The organism is Weissella sp. ESL1156, assembly GCF_058505625.1.
Map to the genome: position 1 here is coordinate 211,231 of NZ_CP196372.1, position 20,851 is coordinate 232,081.

At 38.2% G+C, this 20,851-nt stretch carries 17 protein-coding genes; all 17 read left to right on the plus strand.

The window, feature by feature from the left end:
- Nucleotides 1-70 precede the first annotated feature (70 nt).
- The 17 genes from ACSKY2_RS01090 to dtd all read left to right on the plus strand — a co-directional run bounded on the left by ACSKY2_RS01090 (nucleotide 71) and on the right by dtd (nucleotide 20,835).
- Complete coding sequence (locus tag ACSKY2_RS01090) at nucleotides 71-835, plus strand: tRNA1(Val) (adenine(37)-N6)-methyltransferase (RefSeq protein WP_489877791.1); 765 nt, start codon at nucleotides 71-73, stop codon at nucleotides 833-835.
- A complete protein-coding gene (locus ACSKY2_RS01095; protein WP_489839743.1) occupies nucleotides 828-1,109 on the plus strand; it encodes a GIY-YIG nuclease family protein in 282 nt (93 codons plus the stop codon). Before ACSKY2_RS01090 ends, ACSKY2_RS01095 begins: the two co-directional genes overlap by 8 nt.
- Nucleotides 1,110-1,264: 155 nt before the next feature.
- A complete protein-coding gene (gene rpsB, locus ACSKY2_RS01100; RefSeq protein WP_489839742.1) occupies nucleotides 1,265-2,041 on the plus strand; it encodes a 30S ribosomal protein S2 in 777 nt (258 codons plus the stop codon).
- Nucleotides 2,042-2,218: 177 nt separating this feature from the next.
- Entirely contained in the window at nucleotides 2,219-3,100 is an 882-nt protein-coding gene (gene tsf, locus ACSKY2_RS01105; protein WP_489877792.1) for a translation elongation factor Ts, read from the plus strand.
- A gap of 19 nt (nucleotides 3,101-3,119) precedes the next feature.
- On the plus strand, nucleotides 3,120-3,842 hold the full coding sequence (gene pyrH, locus ACSKY2_RS01110; protein ID WP_489840593.1) for a UMP kinase: 723 nt from the start codon (nucleotides 3,120-3,122) through the stop codon (nucleotides 3,840-3,842).
- A 4-nt stretch (nucleotides 3,843-3,846) separates the two neighbouring features.
- On the plus strand, nucleotides 3,847-4,404 hold the full coding sequence (gene frr / locus ACSKY2_RS01115; RefSeq protein ID WP_489877793.1) for a ribosome recycling factor: 558 nt from the start codon (nucleotides 3,847-3,849) through the stop codon (nucleotides 4,402-4,404).
- Between the two features lie 201 nt (nucleotides 4,405-4,605).
- The gene (locus ACSKY2_RS01120) at nucleotides 4,606-5,715 is read left to right on the plus strand and encodes an LCP family protein (RefSeq protein ID WP_489877794.1); all 1,110 of its coding nucleotides are present in this window, start codon (nucleotides 4,606-4,608) and stop codon (nucleotides 5,713-5,715) included.
- 244 nt (nucleotides 5,716-5,959) lie between these two features.
- Nucleotides 5,960-7,144, plus strand: coding sequence for an ammonium transporter (locus ACSKY2_RS01125; RefSeq protein WP_489878213.1), 1,185 nt, complete (start codon nucleotides 5,960-5,962; stop codon nucleotides 7,142-7,144).
- A 593-nt stretch (nucleotides 7,145-7,737) separates the two neighbouring features.
- Nucleotides 7,738-9,555 (plus strand): glutamine--fructose-6-phosphate transaminase (isomerizing), encoded by a 1,818-nt coding sequence (gene glmS / locus ACSKY2_RS01130; protein ID WP_489877795.1) that lies wholly within the window; start codon nucleotides 7,738-7,740, stop codon nucleotides 9,553-9,555.
- Nucleotides 9,556-9,669: 114 nt separating this feature from the next.
- Complete coding sequence (locus tag ACSKY2_RS01135) at nucleotides 9,670-10,491, plus strand: MYG1 family protein (RefSeq protein WP_489877796.1); 822 nt, start codon at nucleotides 9,670-9,672, stop codon at nucleotides 10,489-10,491.
- Nucleotides 10,492-10,606: 115 nt separating this feature from the next.
- Complete coding sequence (locus ACSKY2_RS01140; RefSeq protein ID WP_489877797.1) at nucleotides 10,607-11,824, plus strand: CCA tRNA nucleotidyltransferase; 1,218 nt, start codon at nucleotides 10,607-10,609, stop codon at nucleotides 11,822-11,824.
- Nucleotides 11,825-11,829: 5 nt separating this feature from the next.
- Entirely contained in the window at nucleotides 11,830-13,725 is a 1,896-nt protein-coding gene (locus ACSKY2_RS01145; RefSeq protein WP_489877798.1) for an ABC-F family ATP-binding cassette domain-containing protein, read from the plus strand.
- Nucleotides 13,725-14,219: a dihydrofolate reductase gene (locus ACSKY2_RS01150; RefSeq protein WP_489877799.1), complete on the plus strand. Its 495-nt coding sequence runs from the start codon at nucleotides 13,725-13,727 to the stop codon at nucleotides 14,217-14,219. The genes ACSKY2_RS01145 and ACSKY2_RS01150 overlap by 1 nt, the downstream gene beginning before the upstream one ends.
- 99 nt (nucleotides 14,220-14,318) lie before the next feature.
- Nucleotides 14,319-14,507 (plus strand): YjzD family protein, encoded by a 189-nt coding sequence (locus ACSKY2_RS01155; protein WP_489877800.1) that lies wholly within the window; start codon nucleotides 14,319-14,321, stop codon nucleotides 14,505-14,507.
- A 127-nt stretch (nucleotides 14,508-14,634) separates the two neighbouring features.
- Nucleotides 14,635-18,000, plus strand: coding sequence for a DNA polymerase III subunit alpha (locus tag ACSKY2_RS01160; protein ID WP_489877801.1), 3,366 nt, complete (start codon nucleotides 14,635-14,637; stop codon nucleotides 17,998-18,000).
- 157 nt (nucleotides 18,001-18,157) lie between these two features.
- Nucleotides 18,158-20,389 carry a RelA/SpoT family protein gene (locus ACSKY2_RS01165; protein WP_489877802.1) on the plus strand — a complete coding sequence of 744 codons (2,232 nt, stop codon included), beginning with the start codon at nucleotides 18,158-18,160 and terminating at the stop codon, nucleotides 20,387-20,389.
- Complete coding sequence (dtd, locus tag ACSKY2_RS01170; protein WP_489839729.1) at nucleotides 20,389-20,835, plus strand: D-aminoacyl-tRNA deacylase; 447 nt, start codon at nucleotides 20,389-20,391, stop codon at nucleotides 20,833-20,835. Before ACSKY2_RS01165 ends, dtd begins: the two co-directional genes overlap by 1 nt.
- The last annotated feature ends 16 nt before the right edge of the window (nucleotides 20,836-20,851 follow it).

Genomic DNA, 20,851 nt, shown 5'->3' on the forward strand with positions numbered 1-20,851 from the left:
TAATAACGTCTTATTATCCCACATACATGGCGTTTTTGGCAAACGAGGATGATTTCAGGAGATCAATTTTATGGAAGTTAATTTATTACCAGATGAACGCATTGATATGTTATATAATGACGACGTTCATATTATTCAAAGTAAGGATGTTTTTTCATTTTCACTAGATGCAGTTTTACTGGCAAATTTTGCAATACCGCGTAAAGGCGGTCGAGGGTTGACTGTTGATTTAGGCGCTGGTAATGGGGCTGTATCACTATTTATGGCACATAAAGTTGCTGGGAAAATTATAGGTGTTGAAATTCAAAAACGTTTAGCCGATATGGCGCAACGATCAGTTATGATGAATGATTTGACGGGAAAAATTCATATCATGAATGCAGATATGCGTGATATTTTTAATGACATTAAACCAGGTACGGCTGATATGGTCGTGTCTAATCCACCATATTTTACAGTTGATAATGATCAGACAATTATGCACGAAAATAAACATTTTGCCATTGCTCGTCATGAAATTATGGCAGATTTAGATTTAGTCACCTATACAGCCAAGAAACTATTAAAAAATAAGGCGCACTTCTTTATGGTTCATCGACCAGATCGCTTATTTGAGATTTTAGACGCTTTACAAAAAAATCATCTTGCACCGAAACGAATACAATTTGTTTATCCAAAGGCAGGGGAAACTGCGAATATTTTGCTCATCGATGCTATCAAGGATGGTCAGTTAACTGGTGCCAAAATTTTACCACCAATTGTGACTCACAATGATGATGACACCTATACGGATGCCGTTTTGTCAATTTACGAAGGTAGAAATCAACATGAATAAGCCATATTATATGTATGTGTTGTTAACGGCTGATAATATGCTTTATTGTGGGTTTACGGATGATGTTGGGAAACGCTTTGCAGTGCATGAAGCAGGAAAAGGAGCGAAATTTACTCGTCCAGCGAAGCGTCATCCATTACGAGTTATTTACGCTGAAGCTTTTCCTACAAAACATGATGCCTTACATGCTGAAGCAATGTTTAAGCAGTTAACACGACCACAAAAAGAACAATTTTTGCGTCATCACCAAGTCAAAGAGTTTTTAACGAAGTAATAACTATTGACAGGTACAGAAGAAGTGCGTAAAATTAGTTATTGGTTTTATACCAAAATACTCACTAGTACTCAATAGTTTGACGGGTGCCCCTTTATCGGGTCGCCAGGCTACATGCGAGTCTAGGTGGAAAAAACATTTGGAGGCAGATACTCATGGCAGTAATCTCAATGAAGCAATTACTTGAAGCTGGTGTACATTTTGGACACCAAACACGTCGTTGGAATCCAAAGATGTCAGATTACATCTTTACTGAACGTAACGGCATTTACATTATCGATTTGCAAAAGACAGTTAAGTTGGTTGATCAAGCATATAACTATGTACGTGATGCAGCAGCTGATGGCGCAACGGTTTTGTTTGTTGGTACTAAGAAGCAAGCACAAGACTCAATTGCTGAAGAAGCAACTCGTGCAAATATGTACTACGTTAACCACCGTTGGTTGGGTGGTACTTTGACTAACTGGAAGACAATCCAATTACGTATTGCTCGTCTAAAGGAATTGCGTGCAATGGAAGAAGACGGTACTTTTGATCGTTTGCCTAAGAAGGAAGTTTCTTTGTTAATTAAGCAACGTGAGAAGTTGGACAAGTTCTTGGGTGGTATCGCTGATATGCCTAAGATTCCTGATTTGATGTTTATCGTTGATCCACATAAGGAACAATTAGCAGTGCAAGAAGCACATAAGTTAAACATTCCAATTGTTGCAATGGTCGATACAAATGCTGATCCTGATCAAATTGATGTTAAGATTCCTTCAAATGATGACGCTATCCGTGCGGTACGTTTGATTACTTCAAAGATGGCAGATGCTATTATTGAAGGTAACCAAGGTGAAGATTCTGTTGAAGAAGCTGATTTCGCAGCTGAAGGTGACAAGCCTGCTTCAATCGAAGAATTGACTGATCTTGTTGAAGGTAAGAAGAACTAATTATCTTTTAATTTGATAGCAAAAAAGCTTGTTCTTTGTTGAGAACAAGCTTTTTTTGCGCTCTACGCAAAACTCATGTAAAATGAGTATTAGATATCTAACGTGTGTATAGAAAATCGTTATATTTTCGTGTATACTAGTTGAGATAAGATTTAGCATATACAAGGAGACCATAAAATGGCTATTACTGCTTCACAAGTTAAAGAATTACGTGAAAAGACTGGCGTTGGTATGATGGATGCCAAGAAGGCATTGGTTCAAACTGATGGTGATATGGACAAAGCAATCGATGCTTTGCGTGAAAAGGGAATGGCAAAGGCTGCTAAGAAGGCTGATGCTGTTGCTGCTGAAGGTATGACTTACGTTGTTTCAAAGGATAACAAAGCAGCTATCATCGAATTGAACTCACAAACTGACTTCGTTGCTGGTAACGCAGAATTTAATGAATTGCTACACGCTGTGTCTAACGCAATCGTTGAATATGCACCAGCAAATGTTGCTGATGCTTTGGCACTACAAGTTGCTGAAGATCAGACATTAAATGATATGATCATTCACACAACACAAATCACTGGTGAAAAGATTACATTACGTCGTTTCGCAGTTGTTGAAAAAGCAGCAGGTCAAGTATTTGGTACTTATTCACATATGGGTGGTCGTATTTCATCACTTGTATTGTTGGATGGCTCAGATGAGCAAGTGGCTAAAGATGTTGCGATGCACGTTGCAGCAATTGCGCCAAAGTATGTTTCTGCTGAAGAAGTGCCAGCTGATGTATTAGACCATGAAAAGACCGTGCAAATGAAGTCAGAAGATTTGGCAGGTAAGCCTGATAACATCAAAGAAAAGATGGTTGAAGGTCGTTTGCACAAGTTCTTGGCAGAAATTGCATTGGTTGACCAACCATTTGTTAAGGGTGATGGTAAAGAAACTGTTGCCAAGTATGTTGCAAGCAAAAACAGTAAGGTCGTTTCGTTTGTTCGCTATGAAGTTGGTGAAGGAATTGAAAAGAAGGCAAATGACTTTGCTGCTGAAGTTGCAGCTCAAATGGGTGAATAGAGACCGAGGCGATTGAATGATGGCAGATGTAAAGTACAAACGAGTATTGTTAAAGTTATCAGGTGAGGCTTTGTCTGGTGAACGTGGTTATGGTATTGATCCAGAAACGGTTAACAATATCGCAGCGGAAATCAAAGAAGTTTATGAACTAGGTGTTGAAATTGCAATCGTCGTTGGCGGTGGTAATTTATGGCGTGGTGAAGCTGGTGCGAAATTAGGTATGGAACGTGCCCAAGCTGACTACGTTGGTATGTTAGGAACAACCATGAATGCTTTAGCATTGCAAGATGCACTTGAATCACACGAAGTACCAACACGTGTACAAACTGCTATTGAAATGCGCCAAGTCGCAGAACCATATGTTCGCCGTAAAGCTGTTCGTCACTTGGAAAAGGGACGGGTCGTTATTTTTGGCGCTGGTACAGGTTCACCATATTTTTCAACGGATACAACTGCAGCTTTGCGTGCAGCTGAGATTAATGCTGAAGCAATTTTAATGGCCAAAAATGGTGTTGATGGTGTTTACAGTGATGATCCTCGTAAGAATCCAAGCGCAACAATGTTTGAAAAGTTAACCCATAAAGATATTATCGCTAAGGGCCTAAAGGTTATGGATTCAACTGCATCAACATTATCAATGGATAACAATATTAATTTAGTGATTTTTAATATGAATACATCTGGTAATATTAAGCGAGTTGTCCTTGGTGAAAATATTGGCACAACTGTGGAGGTAGATTAGTATTATGGCTAATGCAATTATTGAATCAGCAAAAACGCGTATGAGTAAGGCTGGTGACGCATTACGTCGTGAATTAGGTAATATCCGTGCGGGTGTCGCTAATCCATCAATTCTTCGTAATATTACGGTAGAATATTATGGTGCAGACACACCATTAAATCAATTAGCATCGGTTACAGTACCTGAAGCACGTGTTTTGTTAATTACACCATTTGATAAAACAGCATTAAAGGGTATTGAGCAAGCTATTTTTGCATCTGACTTAGGATTAACACCGGCTAATGATGGTTCAGTTATTCGTTTGGTAATCCCAGCTTTGACAGAAGAAAGTCGTCAGTCATTAGCAAAAGAAGTTAAGGCTGAATCAGAAAAAGCGAAAGTGGCTGTTCGTAACGTCCGTCGGGATGCAATGGATGATGCTAAAAAAGCTTTGAAGAACAACGATTTATCAGAAGATGAAGTGCATAGTATCGAAGATGACATTCAAAAAGCAACAGATGCTGCGATTAAGAATGTTGACAGCATTGCAGCTGAAAAAGAAAAAGAGTTATTAACAATTTAAGTTAATGATTTATTTTTAAAAAGAATTGAGGACATGACGTGCTCAATTCTTTTTTATATCTTAATCATTTCATTAATAATTTAGTACTTTATTTGTGTATAATATTTAAGGATGGTATATATTCTATTAAGGACATCTATTTTTAGGAGTAGTACGGTATCGTTTTTTAGATAATAACCTGATGTACAGGGAGGATGGCTCATGGATAACGAGCAAAAGTTATCACGATCAAATCGTGATAATAAAAAAAATAAAAAAAAGTCTCATAAGGTACGCAATATTATTTTGAGTATCTTATTAGTCATTATTTTAGCAGTAGCGGGCTTGTTTGGATTTGCTTATATGCAAACAAAAGGTGCGATTGATAAGTCTTATGTTGCACCAACGATGAAAAAGTCACGTGATGTTTCTAAGGTCATTAGTTCTGGTAAGCCAATTTCAATCCTACTATTGGGTACTGATACGGGTGAATTAAATCGTCATTACAAAGGTCGGACGGATTCGATGATGTTAGTGACAATTAATCCGAAAACAAATAAAACGACGATTATGTCAATTCCACGTGATACGTTGATTGCAATTGTGGGCTATGAAGATACTTTCCCACAAAAGATTAATGCGGCATATTCATACGGTTCATCAGCAACAACGATTAAGACAGTTCAAAAGTGGTTAAATGTGCCAATTGACTATTATGCACTCGTTAATATGGGTGGTATGGAGAAGGTTGTTAATAAAATTGGTGGTATCAAAGTAACATCACCATTGACCTTTAGTTTTAATCCAAATACTGCTCACGCAACTGGTAATAATCTATATAACTTTACGAAGGGTTCAAGCACCTATACGCATAATGGCAAGACTTATACAGAAATGACTGGTAAGGCCGCTTTAGCATTTTCGCGGATGCGTTATGATGATCCTCAGGGTGATTACGGTCGTCAAACACGACAACGTTTAGTGTTGCAAGGGATTATTCAAGCTGCTAAGGATAATCCAACAAAGTTATTGAATTCTGGTTTCTTAAATTCAATTTCAGATTCAACACAGACTGATTTATCATATGGTGATATGATTTCAATCGTTCGCAAGTATGCGAAAGCTGCTGGTCATGTGGAAAATGATCATATCCAAGGACAAGGTTACAGTCTATCATCTGGATCAACTGAGGTTGTGACTAGTGATGAACAACAGCGTGCGACAAATGTCTTACGTAAATCACTTGGTTTGAAAGCAGCTAAGTCAGGACCGTTATATGGTGGCAATATATCAACAGCAACCATGAGTTCAATTGGGGTACCCACAAATTAGTCTTGTTTAGTAAACAAGCGTATCATATTGTATTATCATAATGAAGTATGATAAAAATTGTTGTATTTAAAATTAATTATCTAAGACCTGTTTTCAAGATATGTTTGGAAACAGGTCTTTTATATGCTTGGTTTTGATTAGTCTAGACCACCCCATGTTAGGATTTCTAACACATTTTACCGTTCTTTTGGCACACATGATTATACTGATGTTAAGTTATTTAAAGAAAGAGCAGGTGATTCGAATGAACGGCGCAGATGTTGCATGGGTTTTGATTAGTGCTGGTTTAGTTTGGTTAATGGTTCCAGGATTGGCATTATTTTATGGTGGTTTATCAGAAACACGCACGACAGTAAATACATTGGCAATGGTCATGATTGCCATCGCGGTTGGTGGTGTTGTCTGGTTTACAGTTGGCTATTCACTAGCATTTAGTGGATCAGGGCCAATTATTGGTAACTTAGATGCTGCATTCTTACATCACGTTTCAATGACTGAGAGCACACGAAACTTAGGTATTTCCGACGGCCTGTTTGCTTTATTTCAAGGGATGTTCCCAATGATTACCATGGCTATTATTGCTGGGTCAGTTGTTGGTCGAATGAACTTTAAAGCGTTTATCTTATTTTTAGTCGCATGGATGTTATTAGTTTATGTGCCATTAGCACACATGATTTGGGGCGGTGGTATTCTTGCTCAGCATGGTGCGCTTGATTTTGCTGGTGGAGATGTTGTTCATATCTCCTCAGGTGTTTCAGGATTAGTTTTGGCATTAATGATTGGTAAGCGACGAGTTGTGCAAGATTCAAGTGGTAATAATTTGTTGGCAACGGTTATTGGTGGCGGTCTCTTGTGGTTTGGTTGGTTTGGGTTCAACGCTGGTTCTGCTTTAGCAGCAGATGGGGTTGCCATTGTTGCCTTTACAAACACAAATATTGCGGCAGCTTTTGCCATGTTAACTTGGGTGTTACTTGATTTTTCACTATTCAAACGTGTTCGTATTTCAGGAGCCATATCTGGTGGGGTCGCTGGTTTAGTGGTTATCACACCTGGTGCTGGATTTGTACAGCCAATGAGTGCCATGTTGATGGGAATCATCGTTGCAGTCGGCACATATTTTGCAACAACTGTTATTAAGTATCGTTTAGGATACGATGATACATTAGATGCATTTGGCCTCCATGGTGTTGGTGGTGTGATTGGTGGTATCTTAACTGGTTTCTTTGCTTCAAAGCCTTTGGCGGGTGAGTCAGTTAGCTGGCAGTTGATTGGCACACAAATCGGAGCTATTTTGGTAACAATTGTCCTGGTTGTTATCGTTACGTTTGTTATTGCAAAAGTGGTTAATTTGATAACACCATTGCGGGTTGATGAAGCAGTTGAAGAAGACGGACTAGATTATGACTTACATGGTGAGGTAAATGTCTAGTTTATTGACGGCTTAAGGTAAATGGGTTAGTATAAGGCAATGGATAAATATGACAATAATGTAAAGAATATCTTTACATTAGTAAAATAATAAAAAGGGAGGCAATCATATGTTTGGAATGAATATGTTGAATAAGAAAGTTGATCGCGCTGTTCGTGCATATAAGAACATGAAAATTGAGCGCCACCATAACGATTGTCAGCATACTAATGCTCACTAATTTCGCGATGATTATAACGTTGTGGTCACATTTAGGTCACTAAAATTTTTTAGAGTGAGACAAAGGGTTTCAGTCTTTTGGACCACGTTTAAGGGTGTCAATCTATCAATCAAATTGATAGATTGACACTTTTTTCATCCGGTTGTAATGACTGATGTACCAACTATTTCTTTATTAGAAAATAATCGTTATTTGATGTTATGAGATTTCACTAATTTAAAGTATACCAATTTATACCAAATTCGTAAAAAAATGGCTCATATTTATTGACCAATAAATATTAACGCGTGATAATGGTTTCTGTAATTAAAAAAACAAATAAATAATACTATACCATTTATAAAAATGATCGAGTTGTATAAGGAGAACAGATATGTTTTGTGGAATCGTTGGATTTACTGGAAATAATTACCAATCAGCCCCCATCTTGTTAAAAGGGTTACAAAAATTAGAATATCGGGGCTACGATTCCGCTGGTTTGTATGTTGCTGATGAAAAAGCTGGTACAGATCAATTAGTGAAAGAGAACGGACGTGTCTCAGAATTAGCAAAGTTGGTATCATCAAAACATGTTACTGGTAGTGCAGGTATTGCACATACACGTTGGGCAACTCATGGTGAACCATCAGTAGCCAACGCACATCCTCACGTGTCAGCAGATGGTCGTTTTTATCTCGTTCATAATGGCGTTATCGAAAATTATGCTGAGTTAAAGCAACAATATTTAGCAGGTGTTCATTTTGAATCAGATACTGATACTGAAGTTGCTGTCCAAATGATTGATAAGTTTGTTAAGGCAGGCGCCACAACGCTTGCAGCATTAAAAAAGCTAATTTCGTTGATGGATAAAAATTCTGCCTATGGCTTTTTGTTAATGGATCGTGAAGAACCAGAACGGATGTATGTTGCGAAACAAAAGTCACCACTCCTAATTGGTGTTGGTAGTGATTTTAATGTGGTGACTTCTGATGCAGTGGCTATGTTGGACCAGACACATGATTTCATTGAATTACACGATGGTGAAATTGCTATTGTTGATCCTGATCATATTCAATTATTCGATGCTGACGGTCGAGAGATTTCACGTGAAGCTTTCCATTTAGATATTGATGCAACAGAAACTGATAAAGGAACTTATCCATTCTATATGTTGAAGGAAATTGATGAGCAACCAATTGTTATTCGTCAATTGATTTCAAAATATTTACCACAGGGTGGGCAACCACAAATTGGTGAAGGTATTATTAAAGATATACTTGCATCAGATCGAATTTACATTGTTGCTGCTGGAACGTCCTATCATGCTGGCTTGGTCGGAGCACGGTTATTTGAGCAATGGGCTGGCATACCAACCGAAGTACATGTTTCATCTGAATTTGCTTACGAACAACCTTTATTATCAGATAAGCCATTTTTCATTTTCTTGTCACAATCAGGTGAGACGGCAGACTCGCGCGAAGTACTACAAAACATTAATGCACAAGGGTTTAAGTCATTGACGTTGACTAATGTTGAAAAATCAACACTCTGGCGTGAAGCAACCTACGCTTTGCCATTGCTTGCTGGTCCTGAAATTGCAGTTGCTTCAACAAAAGCTTATATTGCACAAACTGCCTTACAAGCGATTTTGGCGTATGCATTATCTGATCGTACCAAATTAGAGATTGATTTAGAACAAGAACTATCAAAAATTGCCATTGCAATTCAAGGTATTGTTGATAATAAGGAACAATTAAAGCAAGTTGCTGAAGAGATGTTAGTACCTGCTCACCATGCTTTTTATATTGGTCGTGGGGTTGATTCTGCTGTTGTGATTGAAGCAGCATTAAAGTTGAAAGAAGTGTCATATGTGCATACAGAAGGCTTTGCTGCTGGTGAATTGAAACACGGTACGTTAGCGTTAATTGAAGAAAATACACCAGTTATTGCAATAATGACGCAACCACGCTTGGCTGGCTTAGTTCGTGGTAATTTAGCAGAGACACAAGCCCGTGGTGCAAAAACGTATACGATTGTTACGCAAGCCATTGCAAAACCGGAAGATGATTTTGTATTGCCTGATATCAATGAATTATTAACGCCATTAGTTAGTGTTGTGCCAAGCCAGTTACTGGCTTATTACACATCACTTGGTCGTGGACTTGATGTTGATCATCCACGTAATTTAGCAAAATCAGTGACTGTACAATAAAGTGTGTATAAAATATTGGAACGTTAACTTGAATGATATTCAGTTAACGTTTTTTATTATTCGCAACAATGTGTACAATAGAAGATAAAAATGATTATAAAGAAGGGATGACCAATGTATAAGGAACTCGTTACTCATAATGGTAAATTTCACGCAGATGATGTTTTAGGAACGGTGGTGATGACACAGTTGCTACCGGAATTACCCATTGTACGCACACGTGATGAGACAATCACTAGTAACCGAGAAAATTTTGTTTTTGATGTTGGTGGCGGACAATTTGATCATCATGGTATTGATGATACACGGCAACATAAAAATGGGGTGCCAATGGCTGCCTTTGGTTTAATTTGGGAACAATTTGGTGAACAATATATAAAATCACTAGTACCAAATACATCTGCTAATATTGTGAATGCTGTTAAACAGCACGTCATGACAAGTTTTGTGATTGGTATTGATGCACTAGATAATGGTGTGTCAGAGTACCAGAGTGATGTGTTCACAGTACCTGATGTCATTAATGATTTTTACGATGATAAGCATGAGACAGCTAGTTTTCATGAGGCTGTTGCATGTGCGCGCTTGATTTTGGAAAATCGCGTTAAAAAAACTGTTGCAAAAGAAATGGCGCAACAAGAAGTCATTGCGCATGCAAAATTTATTTCAGATCAAATTTTATTGTTACCAATTTCAGGACCTTGGAAAGATTATGCTGAACAATTTGAAAAGTTGATCTTTGTTATCATGCCTCGTCGAGATGGCAACTGGATGATTCAAGGGGTTCCTGTTGCACATGGTAGCTTTGAAGTTAAAAAGCCAGTGCCGCAAATTAATGCGCCAGGTGTTGTTTTTATTCATCGTACAGGATTTATGGCTGTTGTGAATACGCAAGAACAGGCGGTAAAGCTGGCTAAAGACGTTATTAATGGTTGATGTATAAAAATGAACATTCATTTATATAACATGGTGTCATCTGTTAGCGTGGTCGTGAAAAAATGTCGGCTGGTCTGGTATACTAAATATTAGAAATAACATTGAGGAGGCCAGTATGAAAATTAATCAGATGCCTGTAGAATTTGTTGATGCGTTACCAATTTTAGAAACAATTGAGGCAGCAGGATATGAAGCATATTTTGTCGGTGGCTCTGTGCGTGATACATTACTAGACAAGCCAATTCATGATGTTGATATTGCAACCTCAGCTTATCCTGAGGAAATCAAAAAAATATTTAAACGTACCATTGACACAGGAATTGAACACGGTACTGTTATGATTTTAGACCATGGTAAAGGCTATGAAACGACAACTTTTAGGACAGAATCAACTTATACAGATTTTCGACGCCCTGATGAAGTGACTTTTGTGAGATCTTTAAATGAAGATTTGAAACGTCGTGATTTTACAATTAATGCGTTGGCTTTGAAAAAAGATGGTGAAGTCATTGATTTGTTTGGTGGCATTCAGGATATGTCTGCAAAAATATTGCGAGCTGTTGGTCGAGCTGAAGAGCGATTTCATGAAGATGCCCTTCGTATGATGCGAGCAGTTCGGTTTGCTGCGCAATTAGATTTTCAAATTGCACCTGAAACAGAAACAGCAATCATGGATAATGCGCATCTATTAGCCAATATTGCCATTGAACGTGTCAATATTGAATTGACAAAATTAATGCAGGGTACTTCAGCTAGTTATGGATTAGTGGCCATGATCAAAACAAAATTAAATCATTTTATGCCGGGATTAGCCAATGCTGATCAAGATTTAGCAGCGTATGCAGAATTATTACGCTTAGATCAACCAAAAAATGCGACTCAAGCATGGACATTATTAGCTTTTGAGTTGGGATTAAGTCCACAAGATACGAGCAAATTTTTAAAGTCGTGGAAGCAACCCAATGACATGATTCAAGAGGCAAAAGCTGCTGTGAACTTAATGAATAAGTTGCGCTTGGGTGAAGTAAGCGATTGGGACTTATATGAAACAAAGAGTGCCATTCAAACGGCATTAGCAACAATAAAATTAAGTGAAATTAATGCAAATGTTTCTGAATTGGCAATGCGTTATGAAGCATTAGCGATTAAAGATAAAAAAGATTTGGCGATTAACGGTGGTGAATTGGTAAAAGAATTACAATTGCAGCCTGGACCATTATTCGGCAAAATCTTAGCCGATTTAGAAAAACGTGTTGTGATGGGTCACTTAACAAATGAAAAATCGGTTTTGCTAGCAGCAGCAACTGCGATTGTAGAGAAAGAGAAGAAATAGTATAAATGAAACAATTGCGAGCAGTAAACTTACATAGTGTCTATGGTGAAAAAACTTTACTGGATAATGTATCATTCTTGATTGAAACTGGTGATCGTGTTGGTATCGTTGGGGTCAATGGTACGGGTAAAACAACTTTGTTAAATGCTATTTCACAGGTAGTACCAGCAGATAGTGGGGATGTCGACACACCAAATGATTACACGATTGGTTATTTACAACAAGAACCACCACTTGACGAAGATAAAAAGGTCATGGATGCCATTTTCAATGGCGCACAACCGGTTTTTCAATTGATTAGAGATTACCAAGCAGCCTTAGCAGCATACTCAGAAAATCCTGCAGATGAGAAATTGTTGTCTCGTTATACAAAACTTGAACAGCAAATGACACAACAAGATGCCTGGTTAGCTGAATCTGAAGTGAAAAATATTTTAACGCAATTACATTTGCCTAATTTAGAATTACAAATTTCAGCGTTGTCTGGTGGTCAACGTAAGCGTGTTGGGTTAGCGCAAGTGCTTATTCAGGCGCCTGATCTATTGTTATTAGATGAGCCAACGAATCATTTAGATTTCGATTCAATTGCCTGGTTAGAAAAATATTTGGCAAATTACAAAGGTGCTGTTATGACAGTGACCCATGATCGTTATTTCTTGGATAATGTGACTAATCGAATATTCGAATTGTCTTTTGGCCAATTGTATGAATATCATGGCAATTATGAAAAATATGTCACGGCAAAAGCAGAACGAGTAGCTGCTGAGGCGGTTGCTGAACACAAATCAGCACAGTTATATAAAAAAGAATTAGCTTGGATGCATGCAGGGGCTAAAGCACGGTTAACGAAACAAAAAGCACGTGAAAATGCTTTTGCTGATCTTGAGGCGCAACAAGGGACACGTCAAGTCGAAGGTGAAGTTTCAGTTAATTTAGGGCAAACACGTTTAGGTAAAAAGGTCATCAATATTCAGCAGGCTAATCTAACCTTTGATCAGTTGGTTATCTTGAAAGACTTTAGTGAACTTGTGCAAGGTAATGAGCGAATTGGTATCACTGGACCAAACGGTTCTGGAAAATCAACCTTATTGAATGCCATTGCTGGTGAGCAACCGTTAGATAGTGGCCTTATTGAAATTGGTGAGACGGTCAAGATGGCTTATTATACCCAAATAACAGAGCCGATTCCAGAAGATAAGCGCGTGATTGCTTACTTGAGTGAAGTTGCTGAAGAAGTGATCGACCGTGATGGCAATCATATTTCGGCGGCTGAATTACTAGAACAATTTTTGTTTCCACCATTTATGCATGGGACACTGATTCGCCAACTATCAGGTGGTGAAAAGCGCCGGCTGTACTTACTAAAGTTATTGATTCAACAACCAAATGTTTTGTTACTGGATGAACCGACAAATGATTTAGATATTGGGACATTAACGATATTGGAAGATTATCTAAACACTTTTGCTGGGACTGTGATCACGGTATCACATGATCGTTATTTCTTAGATAAAGTGGCAGAAAAATTGTGGATCTTTAAAGGAAATGGCGAGATTACTAGATATAATGGTCGTTTCAGTGACTATTTGGCAACGTATGGTGCGCCAACATTAGCAATAAAAACGGATAAATCAGTAACGCCAACTACTGTTAAAGAATCATCAGTACCAAAAAAGAAAAAGTTGACTTGGTCAGAGAAACAAGAATGGACAACAATTGAAGATGATATGGCAGCGTTAGAAACGACCATTGATCATATTGAGACAGAAATGAATGATAATGCAGCTGATTTTACCAAACTAGGTGACTTACAAATAAAATTAGATGAAACAAATCAAAAATTAGAAGAAAAAATGAATCGTTGGGAAGAATTATCGGAACGCGTGGAAGGCGGTGCGTAATGGCTGAAAAGAATTTGATTTGGGCGCAAACATCAGACGGTACGATTGCCATGAATGGGCGCATTCCTTGGCATCAAAAAGCAGACATGCATTTTTTTAAACAAGCAACGATCCATCAGGCAACATTGATGGGACGTCATACGATGGCTAGTTTCAATGGTCGGCCGTTACCAGAGCGTTTGAACTTGGTATTAACGCATGATAGATCGTTAGTTGTACCCAGTGGCTTTCAAAAGGTTTATAGTGTCCAAGAAGCTGAAGAGATTGCAGATCAAGCGGGTGTTAAGTTACAAATTATTGGTGGTAAGCCAATTTATGAGAGCTTTTTGAATCAAGCAGACGCATTGTATGTGACTTATTTAGACTCAGGTTTTGCCGGAGATGTCAAGATGCCAGCTGTTGATACGACCATTTGGCACCCAGAAGAAATTGACAGTGGTACCGTAGATGCTGAAAATGATTACGATTGGCGATTAGTAAAGTATACGCGTTAAACATAAATGGCTGTGAACTAATTAACATGTGACAAATGAGAATGTGAAGCGTAAAATGAAACTGTAAAACATTTTGGCAATATGCTAAGAGGTAACGATATGAAGTACATTGTAGCGTTTGTTTGGACGTTTGTTTTAGGTGAAGTGCTTGGTTATATTGGTAGTGCGCTAGAAAGTGCATCTTATAATGCAACGGCAACTTCTTTGTTTTCTGTAGTTATCGGTATGGTTGGTACGATTGCATATCTTGCTATCTCAAAGTCAGCTGCACCACATGCAGACAAATAGGACCTAGTTAACAAACGGAATATTAAGAGATCACTGTCACAGGTGGTCTTTTTTATTTGTAATCGCTATAATAAAATTAAGTTAAATTGAATATTAGTCAATGACATATCTCAAGAAGGAGGCTATTATGGTACCACTACAAACCATGACAGCATTTAGTTTGTTGCGGAGCCCAATGACCCCTCAGCAATTAGTAACCGCCGCACAAGAAAAGGGTTATCAAGCAGTTGCAATGACAGATGAAAATGTTTTGTATGGCATGTATGACTTTTATCAAGCAGCAACACGTGCAGGTATGCAACCAATTTTAGGATTAACTGTCACCCTCATTGGTTTGAAATCTTCACAAACATATCCATTGATTTTATTAGTGGAAAATCAAACAGGGTATCATCATTTGTTGCGTATCAGTAGTCTGATTAACACAACAAATGATAAGCTGTCAATCAACGATTTAAGAGAGGATTTAGAGGGGTTATACGTTATTTTACCAAGTGTTGGTGAACTGTCGGTCATTTTAGGGACAAAACCAGACCAAGCACAGGCATTAGTACAAAAATTAATTCAGATGACTGATGCGAATCATGTTTTTTTAGGCGTAAATGCAGAGATGCGTACTGAACTTGTACAAGCAATCAAAAACATTGCACAACAGACAAATACGCGAATAGTCGCTAATGAAAAAGTGGTTTATCCTAACGCTACTGATCAATTTTCTGCACAGGTCATTCAAAAAATCGGTCAAGGTGAAATCATTGCTAACGTTGGCTTGGCACAAAAGCAACCGGCCACAGCGTACTTGAAAGAGGTGCATGATTGGGTTGCTGAATATGAAAGTCATGATTTAAAAGAGGCGATTACCAATACTGATTGGATTGCTGCGCATACAACGTTTGAAATGGAGCAATCATCAGTGACTGTCCCACGTTATGAAACACCGCAGGGACAATCATCAGCGGACTATTTAGCTGAATTATCTGAAACTGGTTTAAAAAATCGGTTACATGATTTAGATGTTGATCCAATACCATATCAAACCCGTTTAGCAGAAGAATTGCGAATTATTAATGAATTGGGATTTGCAGATTATTTCTTGATTATATGGGATGTTTTAAACTACGCCCATAAACAATCGATTCGAACTGGACCAGGACGTGGTTCAGCTGCCGGTTCACTGGTTGCCTATGTACTTTGGATTACGGATGTCGATCCAATTGCCTATGATTTATTGTTTGAACGTTTTTTAAATCCAGAACGACGACAAATGCCCGATATTGATATCGATATCCCTGATAATCGACGGGAAGAAATTTTGGATTACTTACATGAACATTATGGCCATGAACGGGTTGCTCAAATTATTACTTTTTCAACAATGGCGCAGCGTGCAGTTATCCGTGATGTGGCTCGTGTCTTTGGTTTGAATCCGACTCAAATTGATCATTTATCAAAAGCAATGCCTCGAGGGACAGCCAATTTGAAAGCCTCATATGAAGAGTCACTACCCTTTCGTAATGCGTTGATCGATTTACCTGTTGACGGTGAATTACTTTATCAAACAGCTTTAAAGTTGGAAGGATTGCCACGAAACGCTTCTTTGCATGCTGCAGGAGTGGTCTTATCAGCTGAACCGTTAGTGAATCACATGCCTGTCCAACTGGGTGAAGATGGTCGGTTGGTGACACAATTGCCAAAGGGTCCAGTTGAAGCATTAGGTTTGTTAAAAATGGATTTCTTGGCATTATCAAATTTAAATATTTTAGACATTGCCGTTCGTGAAATTCAAAAGTTACCAGACCATGAATCATTTAATATTGCCAATGTGCCTTTAGATGATGCGGCAACATTAAGGCTATTTCAGAATGGTCTAACAAATGGCGTGTTTCAGTTTGAATCGGGGGGGATGAAGAATATTTTACGGCAGCTACTACCCGACAGCTTTGAAGATATCGTTGCAGCCAATGCTTTATTTCGACCAGGTCCAATGCAAAATATTCCACATTTTGTGGCCCGTAAACATCATCAAGAGGCTCAAGTTGTCCCAGATGATAGTATGGCCGACATCTTAGCACCAACTTACGGTATTATTGTTTATCAAGAGCAAGTCATGCGTGTGGCAGAAAAATTTGCAGGCTTTTCATTAGGGGAAGCGGACTTATTGCGACGTGCCATGTCAAAAAAAGATCATGATAAGATTGCTGCGATGAAATCAAAGTTTGTCAATGGTGCAGTAAATCTTGGACATCAACAACAAGTTGCAGAAGAAGTCTTTAGTTATATTGAAACCTTTGCACAATATGGATTTAATCGGTCACATGCGGTTGCTTATTCAAAATTAGCGTTCCAATTAGCGTATATTAAAGCCCATTATCCAGCAGCCTTTTATAAGGCAGTCTTAAATGATGCGATTGCTGATCGTCAAAAAATAAGTATTTATATTTCAGAAGCAAAATTAAGTCAAGTCACTATTCTGCGCCCAAGCATAAACCATTCTTGGCAAGGGTATAGTATGAATAAACAAGGTGAGTTGCAAATGGGCTTAGCATCAATTAGTGGTTTACGACGTGATTTTCGTGAAGCTGTTATTCAAGAGCGCCAAGAAGGTGGCCAATATCGTGATTTGAGTAATTTTATTGGTCGACTCCCCAGTAAATATCGTAAAGTATCACAATTAGAGCCATTGGTTTATTCAGGTGCAATGGATGAATTTGGCTTTAACCGTCGAACCCTGCTAGGATCCCTTCAAGGTTATATTGATGCAATTGGTCTAGCAGGTGAGTCAATTTCTTTGTTTGAAACATTGACACCCAAGATGCGTGAGGTAAGTGAATTTTCATTAAATGAAAAATTAGCCTATGAGCATGACTATTTAGGTGTCTATTTAAGTGGGCACCCAATCGAACCTTATTTAGCTGCGATGCCAGAAACGCAGCACACTGATATCGCAAATTTGACCGTTGGTATGGCCAAAGTAACGGTTGTTATTTATTTGCAAACAATCAAAAAAATTCGGACAAAAAAAGGTGATCCAATGGCCTTCATTGATGGCATTGATCTGACAGGCACTTTATCAATTACGATTTTTCCAAATCTCTTTAAAAAAGTTGCACCTTTACTAACAAATGAAAAAGTGTTGATCATTACAGGTAAAATTGAACAACAACGTGGTCGTGATGCATTGCAACTAATTGCCAACCAGATAGTGGATGGCGACCAGTTTTTACAACAAACTAATCATGAACAAACGCAGCAAACGACAGGACAATGGTACTTACGAATTATGTCATTAGCTGAGGATGCGGGTGTCCTGCCCGTCCTACAACAAACGTTACAACAACATCAAGGATCAAATCCTGTTTTAATTGTGTTTGAACGTGATCATCGAAAAGTTGCTTTGAATGAAACATATTGGTTGAATGATGATGATGAAACCATGCGTGCGTTACGTGCCGTATTAGGTGAAAATAACGTCATTTTTCAACTTAAGCATTGATTTTTTTAGCAATTATCGAAATTAAGCGCAAAATACAATACAAACACCTATGAAATGCGTTAGAATAAATTAACTATTCAGAGTGATAGACAACAGATGCGATGCTGCGGGTATGAATCCCAATCGGCGTGAATCTAAAAATAGAGGATGATTTCTTATGGCAGAAGTAAAAAATTTGACAGCACAAGATGTGCATGACTTAGTCGCAGATTATATGAATGATGAGCATGTCAAAAAAGTTGATAAGGCCTATCATTTTGCAGCCCATTTACATGAGGAACAAAGGCGCAAATCTGGTGAACCATATATTATTCACCCTATTCAGGTAGCTGGTATTTTGGCCGAATTACATATGGACCCAGATACGGTCGTTGCTGGATATTTACATGATGTTGTTGAAGATACAACGGCCACACTGACTGATGTTGAAGAAGCATTTGGCCATGATGTCGCAGTAATTGTCGATGGTGTGTCAAAATTATCGAGAATCAAGTATAAGTCGTCCCGTGAACAATTGGCAGAAAATCATCGTAAATTATTATTAGCAATGTCACATGATATTCGTGTCATTATTGTCAAATTGGCAGATCGTTTGCATAATATGCGGACGTTATCTGCACTTAGAGAAGAAAAGCAGCGTCGTATTGCGTCTGAAACGCTGGAAATATATGCACCGCTAGCAGATCGTTTAGGTATCATGACAATCAAATGGGAACTCGAGGATATGTCATTACGATATCTGAATCCAGAAGCTTATCATGATATTGCCAAGTCAATGAATCTACGTCGTCAAGAACGTTTAGAAATTGTTGATCAAGCAGTCAATGACATTGAACATGCTATCACTGATTTACATTTGAAACATACAGAAGTCTATGGTCGTCCAAAACATATCTATTCCATTTATCGTAAAATGGTTGATAAGAATAAACGTTTCGAAGAAATATATGACCTATTAGCAATTCGTGTTTTAGTTGACACGATTCCAGAAACGTATGCTGTTCTTGGTGCTATTCATGCACGTTGGACACCAATGCCGGGTCGATTTAAAGATTATATTGCTTTACCAAAAGCCAATGGGTATCAGTCACTACATACATCTGTTATTGGTCCAGGTGGTCGACCTTTAGAGGTACAAATTCGTACATATCAAATGCACGAAATTGCTGAGTTTGGTATCGCGGCACACTGGGCATACAAGGAAGGTAATTTTGCCGGAGCAGATGTTCAAAATGCTGATCAACAAAAGTTGAATGTGATTCAAGGTATTTTAGAATTACAAGCTGATGCCCAAGATGCCGATGATTTTATGGAATCTGTCAAAGGTGATTTATTTACAGATCGTATCTTTGTCTTCACGCCGAAAGGTGATGTTATCGAAATGCCAAAGGGTGCTGGTCCATTGGATATGGCTTATACCATCCATACAAACGTTGGTAATCATACAGTGGGTGCTAAAGTGAATGATCGCATGGTACCGCTTGATTTTCCAATTAAAACGGGTGACATTGTGGAAATATTAACATCCCCTAATGCCCAACCCAATCGAGATTGGCTAACTATGGTTTCAACGCGTCGTGCGCGCAATAAGATCAAGCAATATTTCCGCAAACAAGATAAAGCCGATAATATTGAGGCCGGGAAAAAGATGGTTGCTGACTGGTTGGATAGTGAAGGTTATAATATTGAAGAGTTGATGCAACCTGAAAATGAAGAGCGTGCCGCTGAGAAGATGCATTATCAAGCTGTTGATGATATGTATGCTTCATTAGGATTTGGTGATATCAAACCACAAGGGGTTGCGAATCGCTTTACAGAAGAAAAACGTGCTGAAATTGAAACAGCACGGCAAGAAGCAGAACAAAAGGCGATTCTTGAGCACCATCAAACAATTGAAAATAACCCCAAAAACACAAAGCCCAATAGTCATCGTGAAGATCGAATCGTGATTCAAGGTGTTGACAATATGTTGGTGCGCTTAGGGCGTTGTTGTACGCCAGTGCCAGGTGATGAAGTCATTGGTTATGTCACAAAAGGGCGTGGTGTTTCAGTTCACCGGTTGGGTTGTCCTAATTTGAAAGCTGCTGAGGTAGAAGGTAATCGCTTAGTTGATGTTGCTTGGGAAAATCCTAATGGCAATAATAAAACAGAGTATGATGCTGATTTACAAGTTTCGGCGACCAATCGCAACCGCTTATTAAATGATGTGATTCGCATGGTCAATAACACAACGCGTTCATTGAATTCGGTCAACGGTCGGACAGATCATAATAATGATGTGCGTATTTCTTTAAGTATTGGTATAAAGAATTTGGAACAACTCGAGGCGTTGATGGTAAATATTCGGAATGTTAAGGATGTCTATGAAGTAAAGCGAGCATTTAAGTAATGAAAATCATTTTACAAAGAGTAACATCGGCAAGTGTCACCATTAGTGAAAAAATTGTCGGACAAATTGGTATAGGTTATGTGCTATTAGTTGGCATTGCAGATAGTGATACTGATGCTGATTTAGATTATTTAGTGAGAAAAATTACAAGATTAAGAGTTTTTGAAGATTCAGTGGGTAAGCTTAATCTATCCATCAATGATGTTGCTGGTCAAATTTTGTCAATTTCACAATTTACATTATATGCAGATACGAAGAAGGGCAATCGACCAAGCTTTACTAAAGCTGGTCAACCTGATTATGCCAATCAAATGTATCAACGGTTTAATGAGAAATTACGTGAGACTGGATTGACAGTGGCAACTGGTAAGTTTGGGGCTAATATGCAAGTTCAATTAACCAATGATGGACCAGTAACCATTATTTTTGATACTGAAAATAAGTGAAAGATTCATATTTAAG